This window comes from Alteromonas sp. P256, from assembly GCF_036864455.1.
GTDB lineage: Bacteria > Pseudomonadota > Gammaproteobacteria > Enterobacterales > Alteromonadaceae > Alteromonas.
In genome coordinates this window covers 137,087-155,602 of sequence record NZ_JAZETM010000010.1, presented here as the reverse complement: position 1 = coordinate 155,602, position 18,516 = coordinate 137,087, and the positions used below count along the sequence as shown (strand labels likewise).

At 41.0% G+C, this 18,516-nt stretch carries 14 protein-coding genes; 2 read left to right on the top strand and 12 right to left on the bottom strand.

The annotated features are described in order from the left end of the window. Window position 1: 1 nt before the first annotated feature. The 7 genes from V7R39_RS14920 to V7R39_RS14890 are packed head-to-tail and all read right to left on the bottom strand — an operon-like array spanning window position 2 to window position 9,736. On the bottom strand, window positions 2-1,114 hold the full coding sequence (locus tag V7R39_RS14920) for a glycosyltransferase family 4 protein (RefSeq protein ID WP_334031653.1): 1,113 nt from the start codon (window positions 1,112-1,114) through the stop codon (window positions 2-4). Continuing rightward, on the bottom strand, window positions 1,114-3,012 hold the full coding sequence (asnB, locus tag V7R39_RS14915; RefSeq protein WP_334031651.1) for an asparagine synthase (glutamine-hydrolyzing): 1,899 nt from the start codon (window positions 3,010-3,012) through the stop codon (window positions 1,114-1,116). The genes V7R39_RS14920 and asnB overlap by 1 nt, the downstream gene beginning before the upstream one ends. An 11-nt stretch (window positions 3,013-3,023) precedes the next feature. After that, window positions 3,024-4,109 (bottom strand): FemAB family XrtA/PEP-CTERM system-associated protein, encoded by a 1,086-nt coding sequence (locus V7R39_RS14910; protein WP_334031650.1) that lies wholly within the window; start codon window positions 4,107-4,109, stop codon window positions 3,024-3,026. Next, on the bottom strand, window positions 4,099-5,127 hold the full coding sequence (locus tag V7R39_RS14905) for a polysaccharide deacetylase family protein (RefSeq protein ID WP_334031649.1): 1,029 nt from the start codon (window positions 5,125-5,127) through the stop codon (window positions 4,099-4,101). Before V7R39_RS14905 ends, V7R39_RS14910 begins: the two co-directional genes overlap by 11 nt. Next, window positions 5,120-6,232 carry a glycosyltransferase gene (locus V7R39_RS14900; protein ID WP_334031647.1) on the bottom strand — a complete coding sequence of 371 codons (1,113 nt, stop codon included), beginning with the start codon at window positions 6,230-6,232 and terminating at the stop codon, window positions 5,120-5,122. The genes V7R39_RS14905 and V7R39_RS14900 overlap by 8 nt, the downstream gene beginning before the upstream one ends. A 2-nt stretch (window positions 6,233-6,234) precedes the next feature. Next, window positions 6,235-7,200 carry a glycosyltransferase gene (locus tag V7R39_RS14895; protein ID WP_334031646.1) on the bottom strand — a complete coding sequence of 322 codons (966 nt, stop codon included), beginning with the start codon at window positions 7,198-7,200 and terminating at the stop codon, window positions 6,235-6,237. 10 nt (window positions 7,201-7,210) lie between these two features. Further along, on the bottom strand, window positions 7,211-9,736 hold the full coding sequence (locus tag V7R39_RS14890; protein WP_334031645.1) for a hypothetical protein: 2,526 nt from the start codon (window positions 9,734-9,736) through the stop codon (window positions 7,211-7,213). Window positions 9,737-10,011: 275 nt separating this feature from the next. Here V7R39_RS14890 and V7R39_RS14885 point away from each other — a divergent pair, with 275 nt between their 5' ends. After that, complete coding sequence (locus tag V7R39_RS14885; RefSeq protein ID WP_334031644.1) at window positions 10,012-11,217, top strand: TIGR03087 family PEP-CTERM/XrtA system glycosyltransferase; 1,206 nt, start codon at window positions 10,012-10,014, stop codon at window positions 11,215-11,217. Continuing rightward, a complete protein-coding gene (locus tag V7R39_RS14880; protein WP_334031643.1) occupies window positions 11,214-11,795 on the top strand; it encodes an acyltransferase in 582 nt (193 codons plus the stop codon). Before V7R39_RS14885 ends, V7R39_RS14880 begins: the two co-directional genes overlap by 4 nt. Here the strand turns inward: V7R39_RS14880 and V7R39_RS14875 are convergent. From V7R39_RS14875 to V7R39_RS14855, 5 genes are all read right to left on the bottom strand, one after another. Continuing rightward, window positions 11,749-12,858 carry a GNAT family N-acetyltransferase gene (locus tag V7R39_RS14875; protein WP_334031641.1) on the bottom strand — a complete coding sequence of 370 codons (1,110 nt, stop codon included), beginning with the start codon at window positions 12,856-12,858 and terminating at the stop codon, window positions 11,749-11,751. The genes V7R39_RS14880 and V7R39_RS14875 overlap by 47 nt on opposite strands. Beyond that, a complete protein-coding gene (locus V7R39_RS14870) occupies window positions 12,855-15,518 on the bottom strand; it encodes a tetratricopeptide repeat protein (protein ID WP_334031638.1) in 2,664 nt (887 codons plus the stop codon). The genes V7R39_RS14875 and V7R39_RS14870 overlap by 4 nt, the downstream gene beginning before the upstream one ends. 250 nt (window positions 15,519-15,768) lie before the next feature. Further along, window positions 15,769-16,647 carry a PEP-CTERM sorting domain-containing protein gene (locus V7R39_RS14865; RefSeq protein WP_334031637.1) on the bottom strand — a complete coding sequence of 293 codons (879 nt, stop codon included), beginning with the start codon at window positions 16,645-16,647 and terminating at the stop codon, window positions 15,769-15,771. A 144-nt stretch (window positions 16,648-16,791) separates the two neighbouring features. Continuing rightward, entirely contained in the window at window positions 16,792-17,646 is an 855-nt protein-coding gene (locus V7R39_RS14860) for a ThiF family adenylyltransferase (protein WP_334031635.1), read from the bottom strand. Between the two features lie 3 nt (window positions 17,647-17,649). Then, on the bottom strand, window positions 17,650-18,474 hold the full coding sequence (locus V7R39_RS14855) for a PEP-CTERM/exosortase system-associated acyltransferase (protein ID WP_334031632.1): 825 nt from the start codon (window positions 18,472-18,474) through the stop codon (window positions 17,650-17,652). Window positions 18,475-18,516: the final 42 nt, after the last annotated feature.

Here is an 18,516-nt window from a genome sequence, read left to right as displayed (position 1 = left end):
CTCACTGAACCGAAGGCATAAGGTTATTGTATTTAACTCGGAATGCTTCATTCATTTTTTGTGCACTAAATTGCAATTCAAATTTTTCGATCGCATTTTTACCAAAATTTTCGCGCATTTCATGGTGCTGTGTTAATTGTGATATTGCTGCTGCAAATGCATTTTTGTTATCGTTTTCTGTTACTAGGCCGTTAGTATTGTGAGTAACAACTTCAGCGTTGCCGCCTGCATCGGTTACTACACAAGGCTTGCCTAAGCTCATTGCTTCAAGCAACGTCATTGATGTTCCTTCGCTTAACGACGAAAGTAAAAAAACATCCATTAGTGCTAAATAGTTTGCAGGCTTGGCAATATAGCCAGTAAAAACAACCTTATCATTGATGTCTAACCTACCTACTTCTTGCTGCAGTGCTTCACGCATTTCTCCATCTCCTACAAGGAGTAGGTAAATGTCGTCTTGGCTTTTTGCGGCTTCCGCAAATGCGTTAATCATCATTAACTGATTTTTAATCGGGTCGAACCGTGCAATGGTACCCAAAATTATGTCGTTTTCATCAAGCACTAACTGCGTGCGCAACGCATCTACTTCGTTCTGCTTTACTACTAATGCTTCAATACCGTTGTAAACCACGTCAATTTTACGACTAGGGATAAATTCATAGGTCACCAAAGCATCTTTTGTTGCCTTTGAAATGGCGGTTACCTTCGACGTGAAACAGAGCAATATTGGGTTAACGAGCTTTCTTTTCCAACTTGTAGAGTCAGGGTAAAAGCGCCCATGTTCCGTAAAAATAACCTTGGTTTTTGTAAAGGCGGCTGCTAATGCACCATAAACCCAAGGGGTGTACTGGTGGCAGTGCAAAATGTCTATGTTTTTTTCTTTAATATGTTGCCTTATTGCCTTAATAAGTGATGTATCGAAACCTGGTTTGCGTTCTTGCGTAGTGATGGAAATACCAGATTGCGCAAGCTCTTCACCCCAAGGGCCTAAAGGGGTTTCAATGCAATAAATTGACATGTCGATATTGGCGTCGGTGTTGCCCTCTATGAGGTTCTTGACCACCATTTCCGTGCCGCCAATACGCATGTCGTAGGTAACGTGCATTACTTTCATTATGATGCACGCTCTTGTATAACGGCATATCGGTCATACCACATTTGGTACATCAGCATGCTCCACAATACAATGCCGTGGTTTTTGCTACGGCTTTGATGCTCCTGCCAAATGGAATTAATGGCGGCTGTACTAAATATTTCGCTCAACCCCTTATTGCATTGAAGCAGTTTTGATTCTGACAGCACTTTTAATTCGTCCCTGAACCAATCATCTAAAGGCGTACTAAACCCCATTTTCTTTCTATACAGCAAAGAATCGGGAATAAACGGTTTAAACACTTCTTTCAGTAAGTACTTCTTTTCTCCATCACGGTATTTTTGTGAAGAGGGAAGGGTAGCGGCAAATTCTGCCACTTGATAGTCAAGAATAGGGGCCCGAACTTCCAAAGAGTTAGCCATACTCATTCTGTCTACTTTCACCAAAATATCGCCTGTCATATAGGTTTTAATATCGGTGTATAAAATTTTGCTTAAATGGTCTGGTCCATCGGCCTTGTTATACATATCAAGAGTATATTGGCTAGGGTGGTAACCGTTTAGCGTTGCGGCTACGTCGGGTTTAACCAGCTTATTCCACATATCGTCGGTCATCATACTGTTTGTGATGAAAAAGCCCATGGCGGGGTCGTGCGATAAACTGGTAAGTAGCGATTTCCCTTTCCTTCCAATAGCCCCTGGAAATACACTGGCTATTTTTACAAGACTTGGAATTATCTTTTTTCTAATGCTTTCAGGAAGCTTATTCCTGAGTTTGTTTTCAATGTCGTCCGTAGTGTACTTTTCGTAGCCCGCGAACATTTCGTCGCCGCCATCGCCTGCTAATGCAACAGTAACCGCCTTTCTGGCTAGTTCAGACACAAAAAACGTAGGCACCAACGAAGGGTCGGCAAAGGGTTCATCAAAAAAGCTAGCAATATGTTCTAATTGCTCTGCAATATTTTGATGTACCGTAAATTCATGGTGTTCTGTATGGTATTTTTCTGCTATTTCTCGGGCAAAATCGGCCTCGTTAAACGCTTTGTCATCAAAACCGATGGTACACGTTTTCACTGGGCTGTTGCTTGCTTCAGCCATCATAGCGACAACACCAGAGCTATCTACACCGCCGCTTAAAAAGGCACCTAAAGGAACATCACTAATCATGCGCTGCTTCGTTACTTTTTCTAGCAGAGTTTTAAGCTTTTGTTTGTTCGTTTCTTCGCTGTTCCCCGTGACATGTTTGAAACTTAAGTCCCAATACTCTTTTATTGAAAACCCATTTTTATTTAAAACAAGGTAATGCGCAGGGGGAAGTTTATGTATGTGTTTAAAAATGCTTTTAGGGTCTGGCACGTACTGGTAGGCAAAAAAGTCGTGCACGGCGTCTAACCGTATTTCTCTTGGAATATCTTGTAGTGCAAGTATGGCCTTTATTTCTGACCCAAAGGCAAAACGCCCGTTGTCTGAAAAATAGTACAGCGGCTTTTTGCCTAAACGATCACGAGCAATGAATAGCTCTTGCTTTGTTTTATCCCAAAGGGCAAAAGCAAACATACCATTTAGTTTATCGAGGCATTTAACACCTTCTCGCGCGTAAAGTTCTAATATTACTTCCGTGTCGGTATGGCTTTTAAAAATAACACCTTGTTGTTCAAGCTCTGCTCGTAGTTCCAAAAAGTTATAAATTTCACCGTTAAATACAATAACTAAATTATTGTCGGCAGAATACATGGGCTGGTTGCCCGCTTCCGATAAATCCAAAATACTTAAGCGACGATGGCATAAACCAATATGATCATCTAAATATATACCGCTCGCATCCGGGCCTCTATGCACGATGGCTTTGTGCATTGCCTCTAATGAAGCACTTCCACCTTCCTGATAATTAAACAGGCTAAACCCTGCAATGCCGCACATACGTTACGATCCTATAATGAAATGTAAGGTCGAATTAACGACCCTGCTGAAACGGTTATACTAAGTGGTAGCTTTTGCCATATGCTTTCTACCATTGAACGCAGTTTATTCTGTTGCGACGAATCAACTTTTTCTGTAATCGGTCTACCTGCTGAATTGTACTTTTGCCAGTTAAGCAATTGCGGCTCAGCACCCCATTGCTTTTTAAATTTGTAAGTACCCTCTTCAAAGGTAGAGCGTCCAAAATCAAAACATTCAATGCTGTTATCTGCACAATGGGCTAATAGCGACCAATACAAAAGCATATTAGGTGCAAGTTTGTTGTATTCCCGAAGTGTTGATGCCCACGGAATAGAGGCATTAGTGTTATTTTTAATAACTAACCCTGCACCAATGGCTTTGCCGTCGTGATACACCACACCGATAACGCTATTGCTGCCGTATACTTTGATAATGTGTTGAAACCACTTTTTAGCATGTACTGGAGAGCCTAAATCTCGCATGTTTGTTGCATAAACGTTGTAAAATTCGTCAATGAATTTTTGTTCAGTACCAAGAGCTGCAGTTAAGCCATTCTTTTCAGCTTTGCGAATTTGACTACGAAGCTTAGATTTGAAACCTGCCAATAGCGCTTCGCTACTTTCAGGTAAAGGCAAAAGCATACGCACTTTTTGGTGTTTAAGTGATTCAGGCTGTTGGGTTATGTTATCTACATTGCGTACTTCTAATTGTTTAATGTTCGCCTTACTTACGTGTTGCACTAAGAACTGTCGCAGTTGTTCTTCAATTTCTGCGTTGTCACCAATAGCATAGCCAACATCACAGTAAGGAAGGGCGCAAAGCTGTGTGCCCAGGAAAGGCGTTTTCATAAGTACTGAGGGCATTACGCCTACGATACACTGAGTCTCTTTATTTTTAGCTATGATGCCAAAGCTGTCGTGGCCATACGCATCTTTGACTGCTTGCAGCCAACCAAAACGGTGGTAGGCAGATGCACGGGTATGCTGGCTTACGTAATCGTTCCACCCGTGTAAGTCGCTATACGCAGCGATTTGAATTTCTATCTGACTATCAAAATTTTGAACATCATTTTCCAAAATAATGCTCCTTGGGCGAGTTTTCGATTAATGGTACTTCGTTCTCTTTTAGTCGCTCAGCTGCTTCAGTGATAGTACAAAACGAAATATTTGCTTTTGTTTCCAAGTCTTTTAAAAAGTCAGTAATACGAAGGCAAATTAAGTCATAAGCGTTATCTACATTAAGTAAACCAGTTACACCATCAATTAAGCTAGAGCTATGCAAATACATGTGTATTACCTTATGCTGCTTACCCAAGCAGGTATCACTTAGCTCCACCATACTGCTAGTGTCGGATAACTCAGGACTAAGGTATATTTTTTTAAGAATTTTGGTATGCCAAAGCATGCCAATTATTCTTAACATTGAAAATGGAGGCCTAGATAAAACTGAATGGATATTATCTGCATTGCGGAAGTTTGATACATTAAAGCCAGCAGTAACAGGAATTTCCATTATATTCCGTTGGCTGCCAGGTTGAAGGGCATTGTCAAAGCTAGGGTAGTATGGAGTATTAGGTGCGCCCTTGCAGTGAAAGAATGGGTTTTCGTAAAACGGATATACACTGCTGTCTACGGTAATGCCTCTCGAGGCAAGCAGTTCAAGTGTTTTACCTTTCATACCCCAGCGACCGCTTCTGAAGGAACGTGGCGTAACCCCTATTTTTTCATTGATAACACGGTTCAGTTCATCCAGTTTTTGCACAACTTGCTCTTCAGGCAAATTAATGACATGAGATTCCGCTTCTGTTGTTTTACCAAAGTAGGGCGGGTTACACCACGGATGTAAATGGGCACCAATCTCTGCTTTTTTGGTTTTTACAAACTCGCGAAGAATATGGCTGCCCTGAGCGTCGTTGGCCACAGCATAATCAACAAAATAGGTGGGCCTTATGCCTAGCGACTCACAAAAGGCTTGAAATGCAGGAAGCTTCTCAACATTTTTTACTGAACAATCATGCTGGGGAAACTCACTGTCCCACTGCCATTCTTCTTCAGTGTCTATGGTGAGCACAAACAATACGTTTGGTTTACCCATTTTGCTGCTCGTTTAGCATAGTAGAGAACAACTCATGATATTCGTCAGCCATCCGCTGTGCTGAGAAGTTTTCTTGCACAAATATGCGCGCGTTTTGCGCTAGCTGCTGAGCGTAATTTGTATCGTCTAGTAACGTTTCCCAGTCTTTTTGAAGTTGCTGAGTATCGTGAAGCGGCGTGAGTAACCCGCTTTCTCTATGAGTGATAAGTTGATCGATACCTGCAATGTCATAAGCCGATACAGGAATTTCCATAGCACAGGCCTCCATTAAACAGCGCGGAATACCTTCAAGGGTGGAGGTCATTACAAACATATCAAAATCACGAAGTTGCTCGAGTCTGTCGTTTCTAAAACCTAAAAACGATATTGCACTCTCGCTGTCTAGGGTATTTGCATAAGACTCTAGCTTGGGCCTGTCTTCACCATCTCCTAGAAATACTAACTCTATATCATTACGCTTTTTATACAGCGCATCAAAGCAGTCTAGTATAGCGGTAATGTTTTTGCGGCTAATCATTTGGCCAACAAACCCTATTACCTTTTTACTGTTTTCCGGCTTTGGTTGCTTGGTTACTCTCACAGCTTCTACTTCTGATAAATCTACGCCATTTTGAATATAAGCTAATTTATGTTCGGCAATATTAAATTGCTTTACATCAGCCATTAACTGCCTAGAAAGTGGCACTACTTTGTCTGCAAAGCGCATTGCCTGGCATCCGGCCCAAATAAATAGGCGAAGTTTAAAGTCTTCCGCATTTTCAAAGCCGTGTGGCGTTACAACGCAGGGAATGCCTGCTTTTTTAGCCGCCATAACCCCTAAAATATCTGATTTATAACCGTGGGTATGAATAATATCGATGTTATTGTCTTTTATAAGTGCAGCGAGTTTTTTTACGGCACCTAAATCGAATCGGCCATGCATAGGAATGTGGTGGGTTTTACCGATAGGTTGAAATTGTTTAACGAGCTCTAAGTCTTCGGTGCCTGGCTCTAACGTTACTGCCAGCTCGCTAGTCACACTGCTAGGCATGTGTTTAGACAGTGCCAATACCCAGCGCTCTGCGCCATAAAAACCCGTAGAACAAATAAACTGCAATATTTTCATTATTATTTATGCGAGCTGGTGGTTACCGCGCCGCGTGCTCCTAATAGTGTTCCTATGGCTCTTGCTGGAAAGTACACAAGGTAAAAGCGTAGGCAATTTAAAAACGAAACTGTGTTGCCTACCAACTTTTTAAGCCTAAATGTATATGCCAAAAGAGGTGCCCCTGCGATTATGCTGGATATAATAGCGAAGTTGGTTTGTGAATACAGCAGGCAAAGCAATAAAATTATAATGCCTAGAGTAACGGCAAAAGGAACTATAAAGCTGGGTAACTCACGAAGGGGGATCGGCCTGCCACTGGTTGACGCGATGTTTGATTGTCCACGCCAAATTTCTTTTTTAAACATGGGGCCGAAAGCTTTGTCTTCCCCTAGGTGCACATAATGAGTCTCAGAGGTGTAGTAAAGGCCGCCATGTTCGTTAACTTGTCCAGTAAAATAATAATCTTCACAGGTTAAAAGGTGTTCTGGGAAGCCATTTACTTTTGCAAAGGTGTCTTTGTGCAAAAACAGGTTCCTGCCAGGCAAAAAGCTTACGGTGGTATCTAATTCAGCATTGCTAAGCGAGGTTCTTATTCGTTCTAGCGGCGGCGCATTTTTTGAGTTAATTTGCATTGCAGCAACTAAGGCAAGTGAAGATGACTGCTGTAGTTTTTGAAGCATTACCAACGCATAGTCACTTGCAAGACTGACATCAGCATCGAGAAAGGCAAAATAAGTCCCTGTCGCTTTTTCCGCGCCTAAGTTTCTAGAATGCGAAATACTGTTTTCATCATCGTTGTAAATAATTTTTAAAGAAAAGAATTGCTCAAACTCTTTGAGCCTTTGCGATACATTACTATTTTGACTAACAATAACCACTTCAAATTGCTCTGAAGGCAGGGTTTGATGCTTTATACTATCGAGTGTGTCGATAAGCATCTGTTCTCTGCCTTTGTGAGGAATAATAAAGCTAATTAACGCGGTCATTTTAGCTCTCTCACGGTTTGCCCAGCCACTGTTGAAGTTGCACAAAGCGCTTCACTGCTTGGGTGCGTTCTTTGCTAAGGGAAAAATGACGAATTGAAGCAAACAAAAACGTACTAAGACTCTCTGAGTGTGTTTCTATCTTCATGCGGGTGTCTATAAACATTGGGCGCGGTATTGCTTCAAAGGATTCAAAGTTCATATTTTGCATCATTAAACACAGCAGACGTGTAGTCTCACTTTCTTTAGTGTTACTAAGTCTATCGATAATCTTGGTTTGTAAATCGAGCTTTTTGTCTTCTATTTCGCTCACTAAGTTGGGTAAGTATGCTTTGGCAAAAGCGAGTAAACAAAGCTTTCGTAAATCTTGACCTGTCCATGTTTCATTCGGAAATTCTAAAATGTCAGGCTTCTCTAAATACAGGTATTCGTTGTTTACCATCCAGGTTACATAATGCGATAGTGCTTTAACTGCATAGGCATAGTCGTAATCATTTTGCTGGTGCAGTTCTTTAAGCTGAATAAACCGGCAAACTGCCTGAAAGAAGACAGTATAAAACCATGTTGCTTCAACATTGTCTAAATTTCTTTCACTAATTTCATCTGTTGGCGACACTGTGTGCTGAATGATATATGCACACTTTTTTAAATCTCCAATTTCATTTAACAGGGTATATCTATCCATTAATGCTTGAAGATAGTTACCCGTTCCCCTGTCTAAAGGATATTGGCCTGTTTTTACGTTTTTAAGGCCTTCGGTACCTGCATTTTTGATTAACAGCAATGCATTTAATAGTGTGCCATCACCTTCATAATAGCCCTCTATCCAACCGCAAATTTCTAGCAAGGCGTTTCTGGAAGTATTGCTGCCGGTTAATAAGTAGTGATGCAGCAGCCCGTTTGTATAACAATGCTGTCCGCCAGGACCACCACCGCCTGCATGATCTTCGTATACGTCGCTAGGCTGGTTTTTTGAATACGTTCTATGACCCGCGGTATGGGCGGGTACATAATGATCGGTATGCCAAAAAAGCCCCCCAGAATACTCTGGCTTATCAAGAGTCGTGTGATAAACATCAATATTGGCAACATGTTTTGCCAAGTTATCTGCTAACTCTTTCCAACGGTGATCGCCACTCACTGTCCATTGATATAGCATGCCGCAAAGCGGATCGTACTGATTGTTGTAATGGGAAACGAAGTACTCTGTGTCTGTCGCCAACGCTTTTTCATGGTCGGCGTATAATTCACCAAAATGCCGCCAGCCAAACTCGTCAATAGCATCCCGTTTGTTAAAAAATGAGTTGTCGCCCTTTATTCCTTTATCTATGAGTTGCTGAAGTTGTTTTGGGGCATTGAAGGGCGTAAAGGGAAGGCATGAGGTGTACTGAACCCAGTCTTTGCAAAGTGTCACTTCGAAGGTGGTAATGGGGCCTGCCGATAAAGATATACTTCGCGTTAACTGCTCTCCTGGTTGTAGTTCTTGTGGTTCACTATCTTTCGCACCTAGCAAGCTAACAAACGTACTTTCTTTAGTCGCGGTCATTGCTGAGGGAAAGTGCTGCCAAAACTCTTTTGCTTCAAGCACATAATCAGAACTGTCTTCTAATTTAAAGGTAGCAAAAGGTTGGCATTGATCAGCTTCGTATTCTAATTCGCCATTGCAATAAACTTTAGCGCCCTTATGGGATAAGTTTACTTTATTTGCAGCGTTCACATGCACAGGGCTTTGCCAATGTGGCTTTCCACTGGATGCCTGGTGAATGAACGCACTGTCAAAGGGGGCATCGAGCGTTTGATTATCGTTTACATATAAGGTGTTAGCTTGCTTACTTATAGCGAGTGACAACTCATTAATACATATAGATGATGGGTCTCCTAAATCCCATTGTCCATTTGGGTGCAAAGATGCCGCTGGGTTAGTAATGGTGATATCGCTTAACACGTCACCATTGGCTAAAAAAACCGTGCTTTCAAGTTCAACATCTAGAGCTTTGTTTTGTATCTCAAGCTGCCCTTTGTGTTTGATTCTCACGGCTACATTATGGCAATGGCTTCTTAATACCGTATAACTAAAATCACTTATATGTGAAAAGGGCAGGGCGTTGTGTTTGTTGCCGTTGTAGTGGGCTAACGATGTTGTAAGCGCGTTATTTACGTTGAAACAACCTGGATGGTTACGATTTACCGTAATCATCTGGCCGTTTGATATTGTGATGTCTATTTGGCCCTTCGAATCCCTTGGCCTAATGGGATTGACATAAGAAGGTTGAGTAGATTTTGCCAGTTTTAGCAAATAATTCCTCGTTTCATTTGACGGTATAGACGCTATACCCGTGATGTACAGCCACTTTATTGAACCGTCGTGCCATAACAGCCGTGGTTCTAATGAGGCCCTTACATACTCGTCATTCTCATCAACTAACTGAAGTGAGTCTGATACCGAAAAATTACCCTTAGGGCAGGGCACTCCAACACAGAATGAGCCGCGTTGAGTGTGCGAACTCGCGTTACGTAAACTAAAAACAATATGCTGCATTGGGCTACTTGTACTTCTTCCGTGATAGGCAATTTAAAAACACCGTAATACTTTATATCACTTGTTATGTAATGCCAACGTGTTTACCTTTCTATGCAATCGAACAATAGAATGGCAGCACGGCTAGAAAAAATGCAAACAGAGTTTGTAGTGTGAAGTGAAAGACATAGTCAATATATTGGAATCAAAACTACTACTGTTGGTTATTTTGACGAGCTAAAGCCTTCAACGTACTATAGCTACGGGAATTAAAAATTTTGCTAATGGACGTAAAAATGGCGAAGCTTCGCAAAATCACTGTCGTATCTCAGCGGGTGCCTTACCCGCCCAATAAGGGCGAAAAGCTTCGTACTTATCATCAGATTGAGTTTTTAACACAACTTGGCTATTGCGTTGATGTGCTTTGTTTAGGCGAAAACACACAAGATAGTGCCGACGCAAAGGAGCTTGGTAAGAAGTTAGGTATTTCGGTGACAGTATTCCCTCTTCCTCATAAAATTAAGCGCTATAGTTGGGCATTGATGCATCGACAAGCCATTAGCGTTGGCGCGTTTTATAGCAGTGCACTTCAAAAGGAAGTGAATGCCCGTTTAATAAATGGCTGCGATGCACTATTACTCAGTGCTTCAAGTCTTGGATACTATGTGTTTAATGCTGCTAATTATGACGATAGAACGTGTGCGCTTTTTATGGATATGATGGATGTAGACTCTGATAAATGGAGACAGTATGCTGAGTCGAGCTCATTTCCTATGAGCGTGGTATATCGTCGAGAGAGCAAGCGAATAAAAAGGCTTGAAGCGAAAGCGAATATAGAGTTTGAAGATACATTTCTTATTGTTAAAGAAGAAACCCGGTTATTTGAAAAAACAGTGAGTGCGTTCAAACCGGTTAAAGTGCTAGGAAACGGTTTAGATTTTTCTGCTTTTTTTCCCGCCCCAACGCCCGCGAACGACACAAATTTTCTCTTCACTGGCGTTATGGATTACAAACCAAACGTAGACGCCGTTATGTGGTTTGTGGAGTATTGCTGGCCAACAATAAAACAACGTTTGCCTGGCGCCACCTTTACAATAGGTGGAATGAACCCGACAAAAGAGATACAGCAACTATCAGAGCGAGACAAAGCGATTGAAGTTACTGGTTTTGTAGACGATATGCTGCCGTATTTTCATAAAGCGACTGCCTTTGTTGCTCCGTTTCGACTTGCGAGGGGCGTTCAGAACAAAGTGCTACAGGCTGCTGCATGCAAATTACCCGTGATAACCACCAGCATGGGGGCAGAGGGAATTAGCTACGCGAGTGAGAATACTATGTATATTGCAAACGAAGAAAACAGATTTATAGAAGCCTGTGTAGACTGCGTAAAAAAAACTGACACAGCACAACAGCTAGCAGATAAGGCATACAGTGCGCTGCACAGTACCTATTCTTGGGAGCAGCAGTTACAGCCTCTTAAACAGGTTTTGGAAAGAATATGAAGCAACTTATCAAGCATATTGTTTTTCTGGTTCTAGCGCTTGTTATTAGCCCTGTCACGATCTCTTATAAACTATTGTCGTTGCTTTTAAATAAAGATGCTCTGATAGCGAGTTACAGCCAGGCTCTGTCACTGTTACCCGGCAAGATGGGAAGTTATTTACGCAGCGCCTTCTATCGATTTGCTTTTAAAAAATGCTCACCTGATGTGGTTATTTCCTTTGGTACGTTGTTTTCTCAGCAAGACACGAGCATTGATGAGGGCGTGTATATTGGGCCTCAATGCAATATCGGCAAATGCGCTATTGGAAAAAACACATTGTTAGGAAGCGGTGTGCACATTATGAGTGGAAAAGGACAGCACAACTTTTCAGACCCTTCAAAGCCAATAAAGGACCAAGGCGGTATATTTTCCAAAGTTGAAATAGGCGAAAATTGTTGGCTAGGTAATGGCGCGTTGGTAATGGCCAATATAGGTAAGGGAAGTATTGTTGCAGCCGGTTCTGTGGTGGTTGATGATGTGCCCGAAGGCGTTATTGTTGGGGGAAATCCGGCGAGGGTGTTGAGAGAAGTCTGCTGATCAACGTCTTTATTCTCGCAAGATAAGAAAGTACGCTTTTCTTTTTCACAAGCTTATGGGTATACATGGAATAGTTTGTATCAGAAAAGCTTTGCTTGTACCTGAAATCACCTGCGAGAAAGTCATAGGTAAGATATCCGAGCGATGCAAAATAATGCATACAATATAAATGTAATATATGGCCCACCTTAAAATACGTAAATTCAGGCGAAGGTGTTATCGCTGAGCAATAAAAATAGGCAGTGTTGTTTTGTGTGATGAAGTAAGCGTAGCCTAGTACAACATTGCTAGCGTGAAGCCTTACTATAACCGATGTTTCTGGTTGTGCTAGCATCATTCTGTGAAAGTAAACAAATTTCTCATTGTTAAAACCACTCCCTTCATTGGTGTTTCCCCAACGAGCTATATGAAAGCTAGACATTTGATCAAAAAATGAATTTTGTTCAGCTTTTGTCTGTGGTGAAGATAGCTCAATTTCTCCCACATTTTCTTTTAATCGTTTAATACTGCGCCGAAGTTGAGAGCGTGAGTTTTTCGATAACGTCAATAAAATGTCATCGATGTTACATAGGCGACTGAGTGTTTTGACATAACTTACGTTACAGTCACTACTGTAAAGTGTGCTGTTGTTGCTAATATGGTTGAATGTAAGCCGCTGGTCTGTGAGCGAAATTACAAGTTCACTCACAGAATACTTCGTGAAAAGTGTTTCACTAACAAGATTTAAAAAATTAGATTCATGCTGTTCTGCACAAAAAAAACGGTTATTTTCAACCCAAATTTGATCGACGTTAGTGTCGCCAGACTGATTTAAATAGGCGGCCTTCCATGATAAGCCATATTTTCTTACGTTTTTAACAGTAAAAAAACAGAAACCCACAGGCTTGTTGTTTTCTAACAAAATAAAAAGCTCTGGCTTGGTTTGTGCTATTCTCAGCCAATTACCAAGCCACTTATCGCTGCACATGCCATACGTCCAAGTAACGTCTATACCTTTACAAATATCTTCGAAAACGCTGACGCTGCACTGAGGTACTACTTCTATCGATAACTTTGGACTCAAGAAGCCGCTCGCTGTAATTCATTATTCAGTCGCTTTATGACTTCTTGCTCTTTAGCATTAGCCGGCGAGATGCCGCGAATTCTTACCCTGGCTTCATCGAACTTAGCGGCTTGAATTAGCGTTTCAACTCGAAGTATTTCAGCGCTAAAACTCCCTTTATTTTTATCAACAGCACTATTGGCTAACTCTATGGCTGCAGACGGCTTGCTCAATGCCAATTTGATGGATACAGCAGTATCAATGACTCTAATATTATTAGGTTGCAGAGTCAGTGCTTTATCAATCAGAGGCTCCGCGTCTTGTGCTTTATCATTCTGTAACAACAGCCATGCTAGGTTGTTGTAAATGGCAGTTGTTTCATGATTGCTGTCAATCAGGTCTTGGTATAATTGTATCGCTGTTAAAGGCTCATGCACCAGCATCCATTCTGCATATCTCAACTTAAAGCTAGTATCATTTGGAAACTCAGAATTGCGTTTTTCTGCAAATGCGCTTGCGGTTGAGACGTCTTCTAACGCTTGATAGCTTTTAAAAACTAACAATGCGTTTTCTGTTGATGGTAATTTCCCATACACAGTGGTGAATTTCTCAAGTGCTTGTCGCCACTTATTCTCTGTAGCGAGTATTAGGCCTTGGGTTTTAACATTAAAGTAGCTAGCATTAGGCGAGACGCTCTTCAACATGCTTTTTGCATTTGATATTTTGTTGTTTCTCGAGAGAAAATATGCGTCGATAGAAGATATATATGGTGTATTCGAAGCGCCAGAATTTTCTTTTATCAACTTTACAAACTCAAGCCCAGCTTCCCACTGTTGTTCCAGTTCATAGTAGTTTAATGCAACGCGAGTAACTTGCTCATTTACGCCACTATTTAACACCCATTGCTTAATGGTGTTGTGCACTTCCTCATGATTGCGCTGCTCTCTATGCAACGTAATAAGTAAAATATAGTATCTCTGAGGTTTATTGTCGGTGCCCTCTAGCTTTTGCAAGTAAGTTTTAGCAGCGTCCATATCTCCGTTTTGATAATTAAGAAAAGCGATGTCTACAGCCAAATTAGGAACAATGTTTTGCGCATTGGCGTATAGGTTGGTTAACCAATTAATGCTTTGCTTCAATGTATCATTTAAATTCGAGGCCTTTATTAATCCAGCCATACTAGAACTCGAGTACTTCTGCTTGAGTATTGTCTGAAACTGACGTATGGCGTATTCATACTCCTTGTTTTCAATTGCCTCAAATGCGGAGAATTTTTGAGCTATGAGATTATTAGGATCAATTTCTAATAATCTGCTTATTTCTCGTTTCGCCTCTGTCTGCCGGTCTACTTTTAATAATGTTGCTGCTTTTAACGACATTAAATCTGTATTTGAAGGTGAGGTTTTCAATAATTCACTCAATGTATTAAGCGCAAGCTCAATACTCTCGCCGGCGATAAGCGCACTGATATAAAGGGTAACCACGCTAATGTCAGCGTCAGTGAGTAATTTAACGAGTTCGCTTTTGGTTAACTGAGGTATCCCGCGAGAGACCAACGTTAAATTAGCAACTTGGCTCAAATCGTCATTTTGTATGTCTATATCCTTGATAAAATCAAGGAACGGCCCTACTTTTTCGGTGGCGTTTGAGCTTTCTAACTTCTCAATGATATCAAGGCCGAACAAAACACCACTGTCATCTTTAGGTAGCGCCTTAGCGTTGTTATTAAAAATACCTAATTTTAGCTCTGTAGCAATGAGGTATTTGCGCAGGTCTTTATTTTTTTCAACGATATCTCGATATTTTGTAAAATGTTCGTGAGCCTGCTCAAAATTCTGCAAATGGTAGTTTGAAACCCCTGCTACAATGCGCGAATCAATATTTTCTATTCCCTCTCGCATTGCAATGTTGATGTATTTTCTCGCGTCAGCGAAATTTTTTGTGTTTAACAAGAAAGCACTTCTAATAAGATTGGCAACGGCATTGTTACTTTGTTTAACAAGAAGCGCTTTTGCAAGTGTGTCTGCTTCTTGAAAACTTCCGTCTTTATAGTATGAAAGCATCGAATAAAACAGCGCCTGATTGTCGAAAGGACGCAAACGTTTAAGCGGCTCAGATATATGAGCAGCCTGCCGGTAATCGGCCTGAGAGAACAGTTTTTCGAGCTTTGCAAAGTACAGATAATAATTGTGTTGTGTCAATTCGTCGATATCAAGAGAAGTGGTATTCACATCGTGAAGCACCGTATTCTGCTCTGTGGTTTGAGGCGTTTCAAACCCACGGTTCGAATTTACCAGCGTCGTTACTTTTACGCTTTGTTGTTGTGCTTCAAGCGGAACAGTGTCTAAGAGGGCTTGATTTTCGGTGAAAAATAATACTTCTGCATATAATTCATAAAAGGTATTCGTTAGCAAATCACTTTTCGTATTCTCTAGGTAGTTTATAAATTCTTTTTCGGCACTTTCGTACTTACCTTGATAAAGATAAGACTGCCCTAGTAATAGCCGTAATTGAATATTCTCGGGAGCGCGCTGTATACTCTCTTTAAGCAATACTTCTGCTTCACTAGAAGAGTATTGTTCAAAAAATGCATCAGGATTAGATGTGTCTATATTTTTATGCGGTTGGCTGCACGAAAATGCAGTTGCGCAGAGTATGAGGTAAAGTGCGTATCTTTTCATAGCGATTCCTTTTCGCTTTACTTTACCTTCCTAAAGCGAAGAAATAAATACAGAAACACAAAACGAATGTATTTTTACAATGATGAAAAAAGCCGAGGAAAAATAATATTAACTCTATGTTGTTATGAAAGCTGTTTATCATATCAAAAACAAAGGGGCACATGAGCGCCCTAAATATGCTTTACGGCTTAACATAAAAAAGCCCCCAGTTGTAAATTGGGGGCTTGGCACTAGTATGCTATATCAATATTTATTTGCTTTTTAAGCGTCTAGAGAAACCTAAACCTAGTAGCCCAAGTCCGAAAACAGCTAGGCTAGATGGCGCAGGCACCTCAAGTGTAAGGCTTGCAGTATTGATGCTAGTTGTTCTTGTTAACCACTGAGCAGTTTGGGGTAGTGTACCTAGACCAAGAGAGTCAAGCACGTTCTGTTGGAACGTTGTTACGCCAAAGTTGTTGTCTACCGTTGGAGCCTGTGTCGCATCGCCGATGAGTAAACTAGACAGCGCGCTGATGTTAACAGGGTCTAAGTTGTTAATCGAATCTCCAAAACCAGTACTACCGAAAAACGATTCTTCAGTATTAAGCATGTTGCTTGCAGAAATTGGCTGGCCAAAGATAGAAAAATTAACGCCCTGGTTAATGTTAAACGCTGAGCCTGTAACGTCTATTTGTAAAAACGGGGTGCTTCCGTTACTGTCTGAATAATTCATGTTTAAGAAGCCGTCGACAAACTGAGCCGCTAGCGTATCGCCAGCTTCGAAAAGACCATTGTTGTTAACGTCATCAGCAATTGCAGCAAACCCGAATAGTTCATATTCGATTTGAAGGCCCCAATCAGTGTTAAAACCCTCTAGCGAAGAGCCAAACCCTAGAGGACTCAGCGACCCAATGGTTGCAACACCGCTGTCAAACACTAATGTTCCGTTGTTAATGCCGTCGCCCTCTAAGTCCAAATATGCTGAAGTAGGGGTGAATTGGTTGAACACGAAAGAAAGGAAAGTGTCTGTTCTTGTATCTGCGTCTCCATCTCCGTTCACGCCAGTGTCAACAAATAATGGCGAAGCGGTTGTTACAGCTGCGCTACTAAGTAAAGCTAATCCTGCTACAATTTTAGTTAAATTTTTCATGACGACTCCGTCTTTTAAAGTCTGGTTGTTGGTTACCTAAATCATTAAGCTAATAGTGTGCCATGTTTTTAAGGTGTTGTTTTTTTTACGTAAAGTGATTCTTTGGATCGTCAGCGTAATTAGTTTGTAAAAAATTACGACACTCTATTGGTAAACTAATTTTCTCGCTACTTTGAGCTTGAGCTTTTGTAGTGGACCGCGATTTCCCCAAGTTAATGTGGTGACAACAAACTTATTCTTATAAGCATCGAAATGCTGTGCTTTAGGAGCTTGAATGACATTTCCCCGCTTCAACAATAACTTAACTACGTTAGTGCCAGTTATGCCGGCACACAACTTTACGGCCATCGCAACAGAGGGCCCTTTTTTCTCCTTAAAATTCGCGGCTCCCGGCACCATTAAATACTCTCGCTGGAGCATTTTAGGAGACAGACCAACCAAAAACTTTAGAAGCTGTTGTTCTTCTTCCTCGCTATCATTCATATCAAAATAGTCGTCAAAGCTCATACTAGAAGCAGTAAAACATAGCACCGAAGTACCCATGCCCAAAGGTGCGGCGGTAATAGCAGGTATGTTTTTTCGTTTACAAAAGTTGAAGATAAGTCTGCGGATTTTGATCACGAAAAAGTCAAGACTATCGACGTAGATATCTACGTCATCGAAGAATGATTCAAGGTTACTTTCCGCTACACCTTCATTGAATATTTCAATTTGGCAATTTGGGTTGATGTCTTTCAATACTGAAGCTAGAACCAGCACTTTAGGTTTATCAATCGTCGAAACAAATGCACCAGCTTGCCGATTAAAATTGTGAATTTCAAAATGGTCGAAATCTGCAATCACAAACTTTTCTATGCCTAACCTCGCTAGGGTTACGGCGTGTTCGAAGCCCACACCACCAGCACCTGCAATAGCAACTGTTTTCGATTTGAGAGTTTGTTGTTCATCTTCAGTTACCCAACCAATATTTCGTGAAAATGCGGCTTTATAGTCGAACATGTCTTACCCTCGTGGAAACGTATCAATTTGTCTCTGAATATCGTTAAGCATAATTTTAAAGGTTGGTTTGAGGCTTTTATAAAGCAAAGAGGGGTTAATGTAATAAGGAGCTCTCTTGCCATGATAATCTACGGTAGGCCCTATTTGTTCGAAGTGAATGCCTATAAATCTCATACTACGAGCGAGCCTTGGTTCCATCATTACATACGTGTGCTTAATGTCTTCTTTGATTACTATTGCTGCTGCTGAAAAATAAAGGCCGATAGCAATAAACGGAAAACATCGTAATTCCTCTTCAGAATAAGTTTCTTCATTGATCACACCCAGAGCCGCGCCAGAAAAGCGATCCATTTCACGTTTTCGAAACTCTTTTGGAACGGCAAGGCGAGAGATTTCGCAAATTTGTTCGCGCTTAAATAACGATGGGTTAAGTGTTTTATGATCGATGGAATCTAAACAATATTTTTCGATAGGCAGTAAATCACTGTTCAATTTTGGGCGCACCAAACGCACAGTACCGGCAAAGTTTTTTGATCGCCTATGCTTGATGAGACACGTCGTTGAAAATGAATCAAAATCGTCAGTTTCCATATTAGAAGCTTTTACTTCTTCAAAACCTAATTCTTCGCAATATACTCTATGGCGAATATTGTAGCTTGCCGCTTTATTTTCCTCTGAGTTTGCAATAACAGGCTCGAGAAAATCTGAAAAGTGTTTTGAGATAAACTTAGCCTCTTGGAGCTTTTCATACCCACCAAGTATTCTACCTATTCGATGATTTGCACCAATCAGGTCTCTTACCTTTCTCACCATTGTTTTCTTTGGCACTTACATTGGCTCCCACGAGTATTTATTGATTAGTCTAGCAAA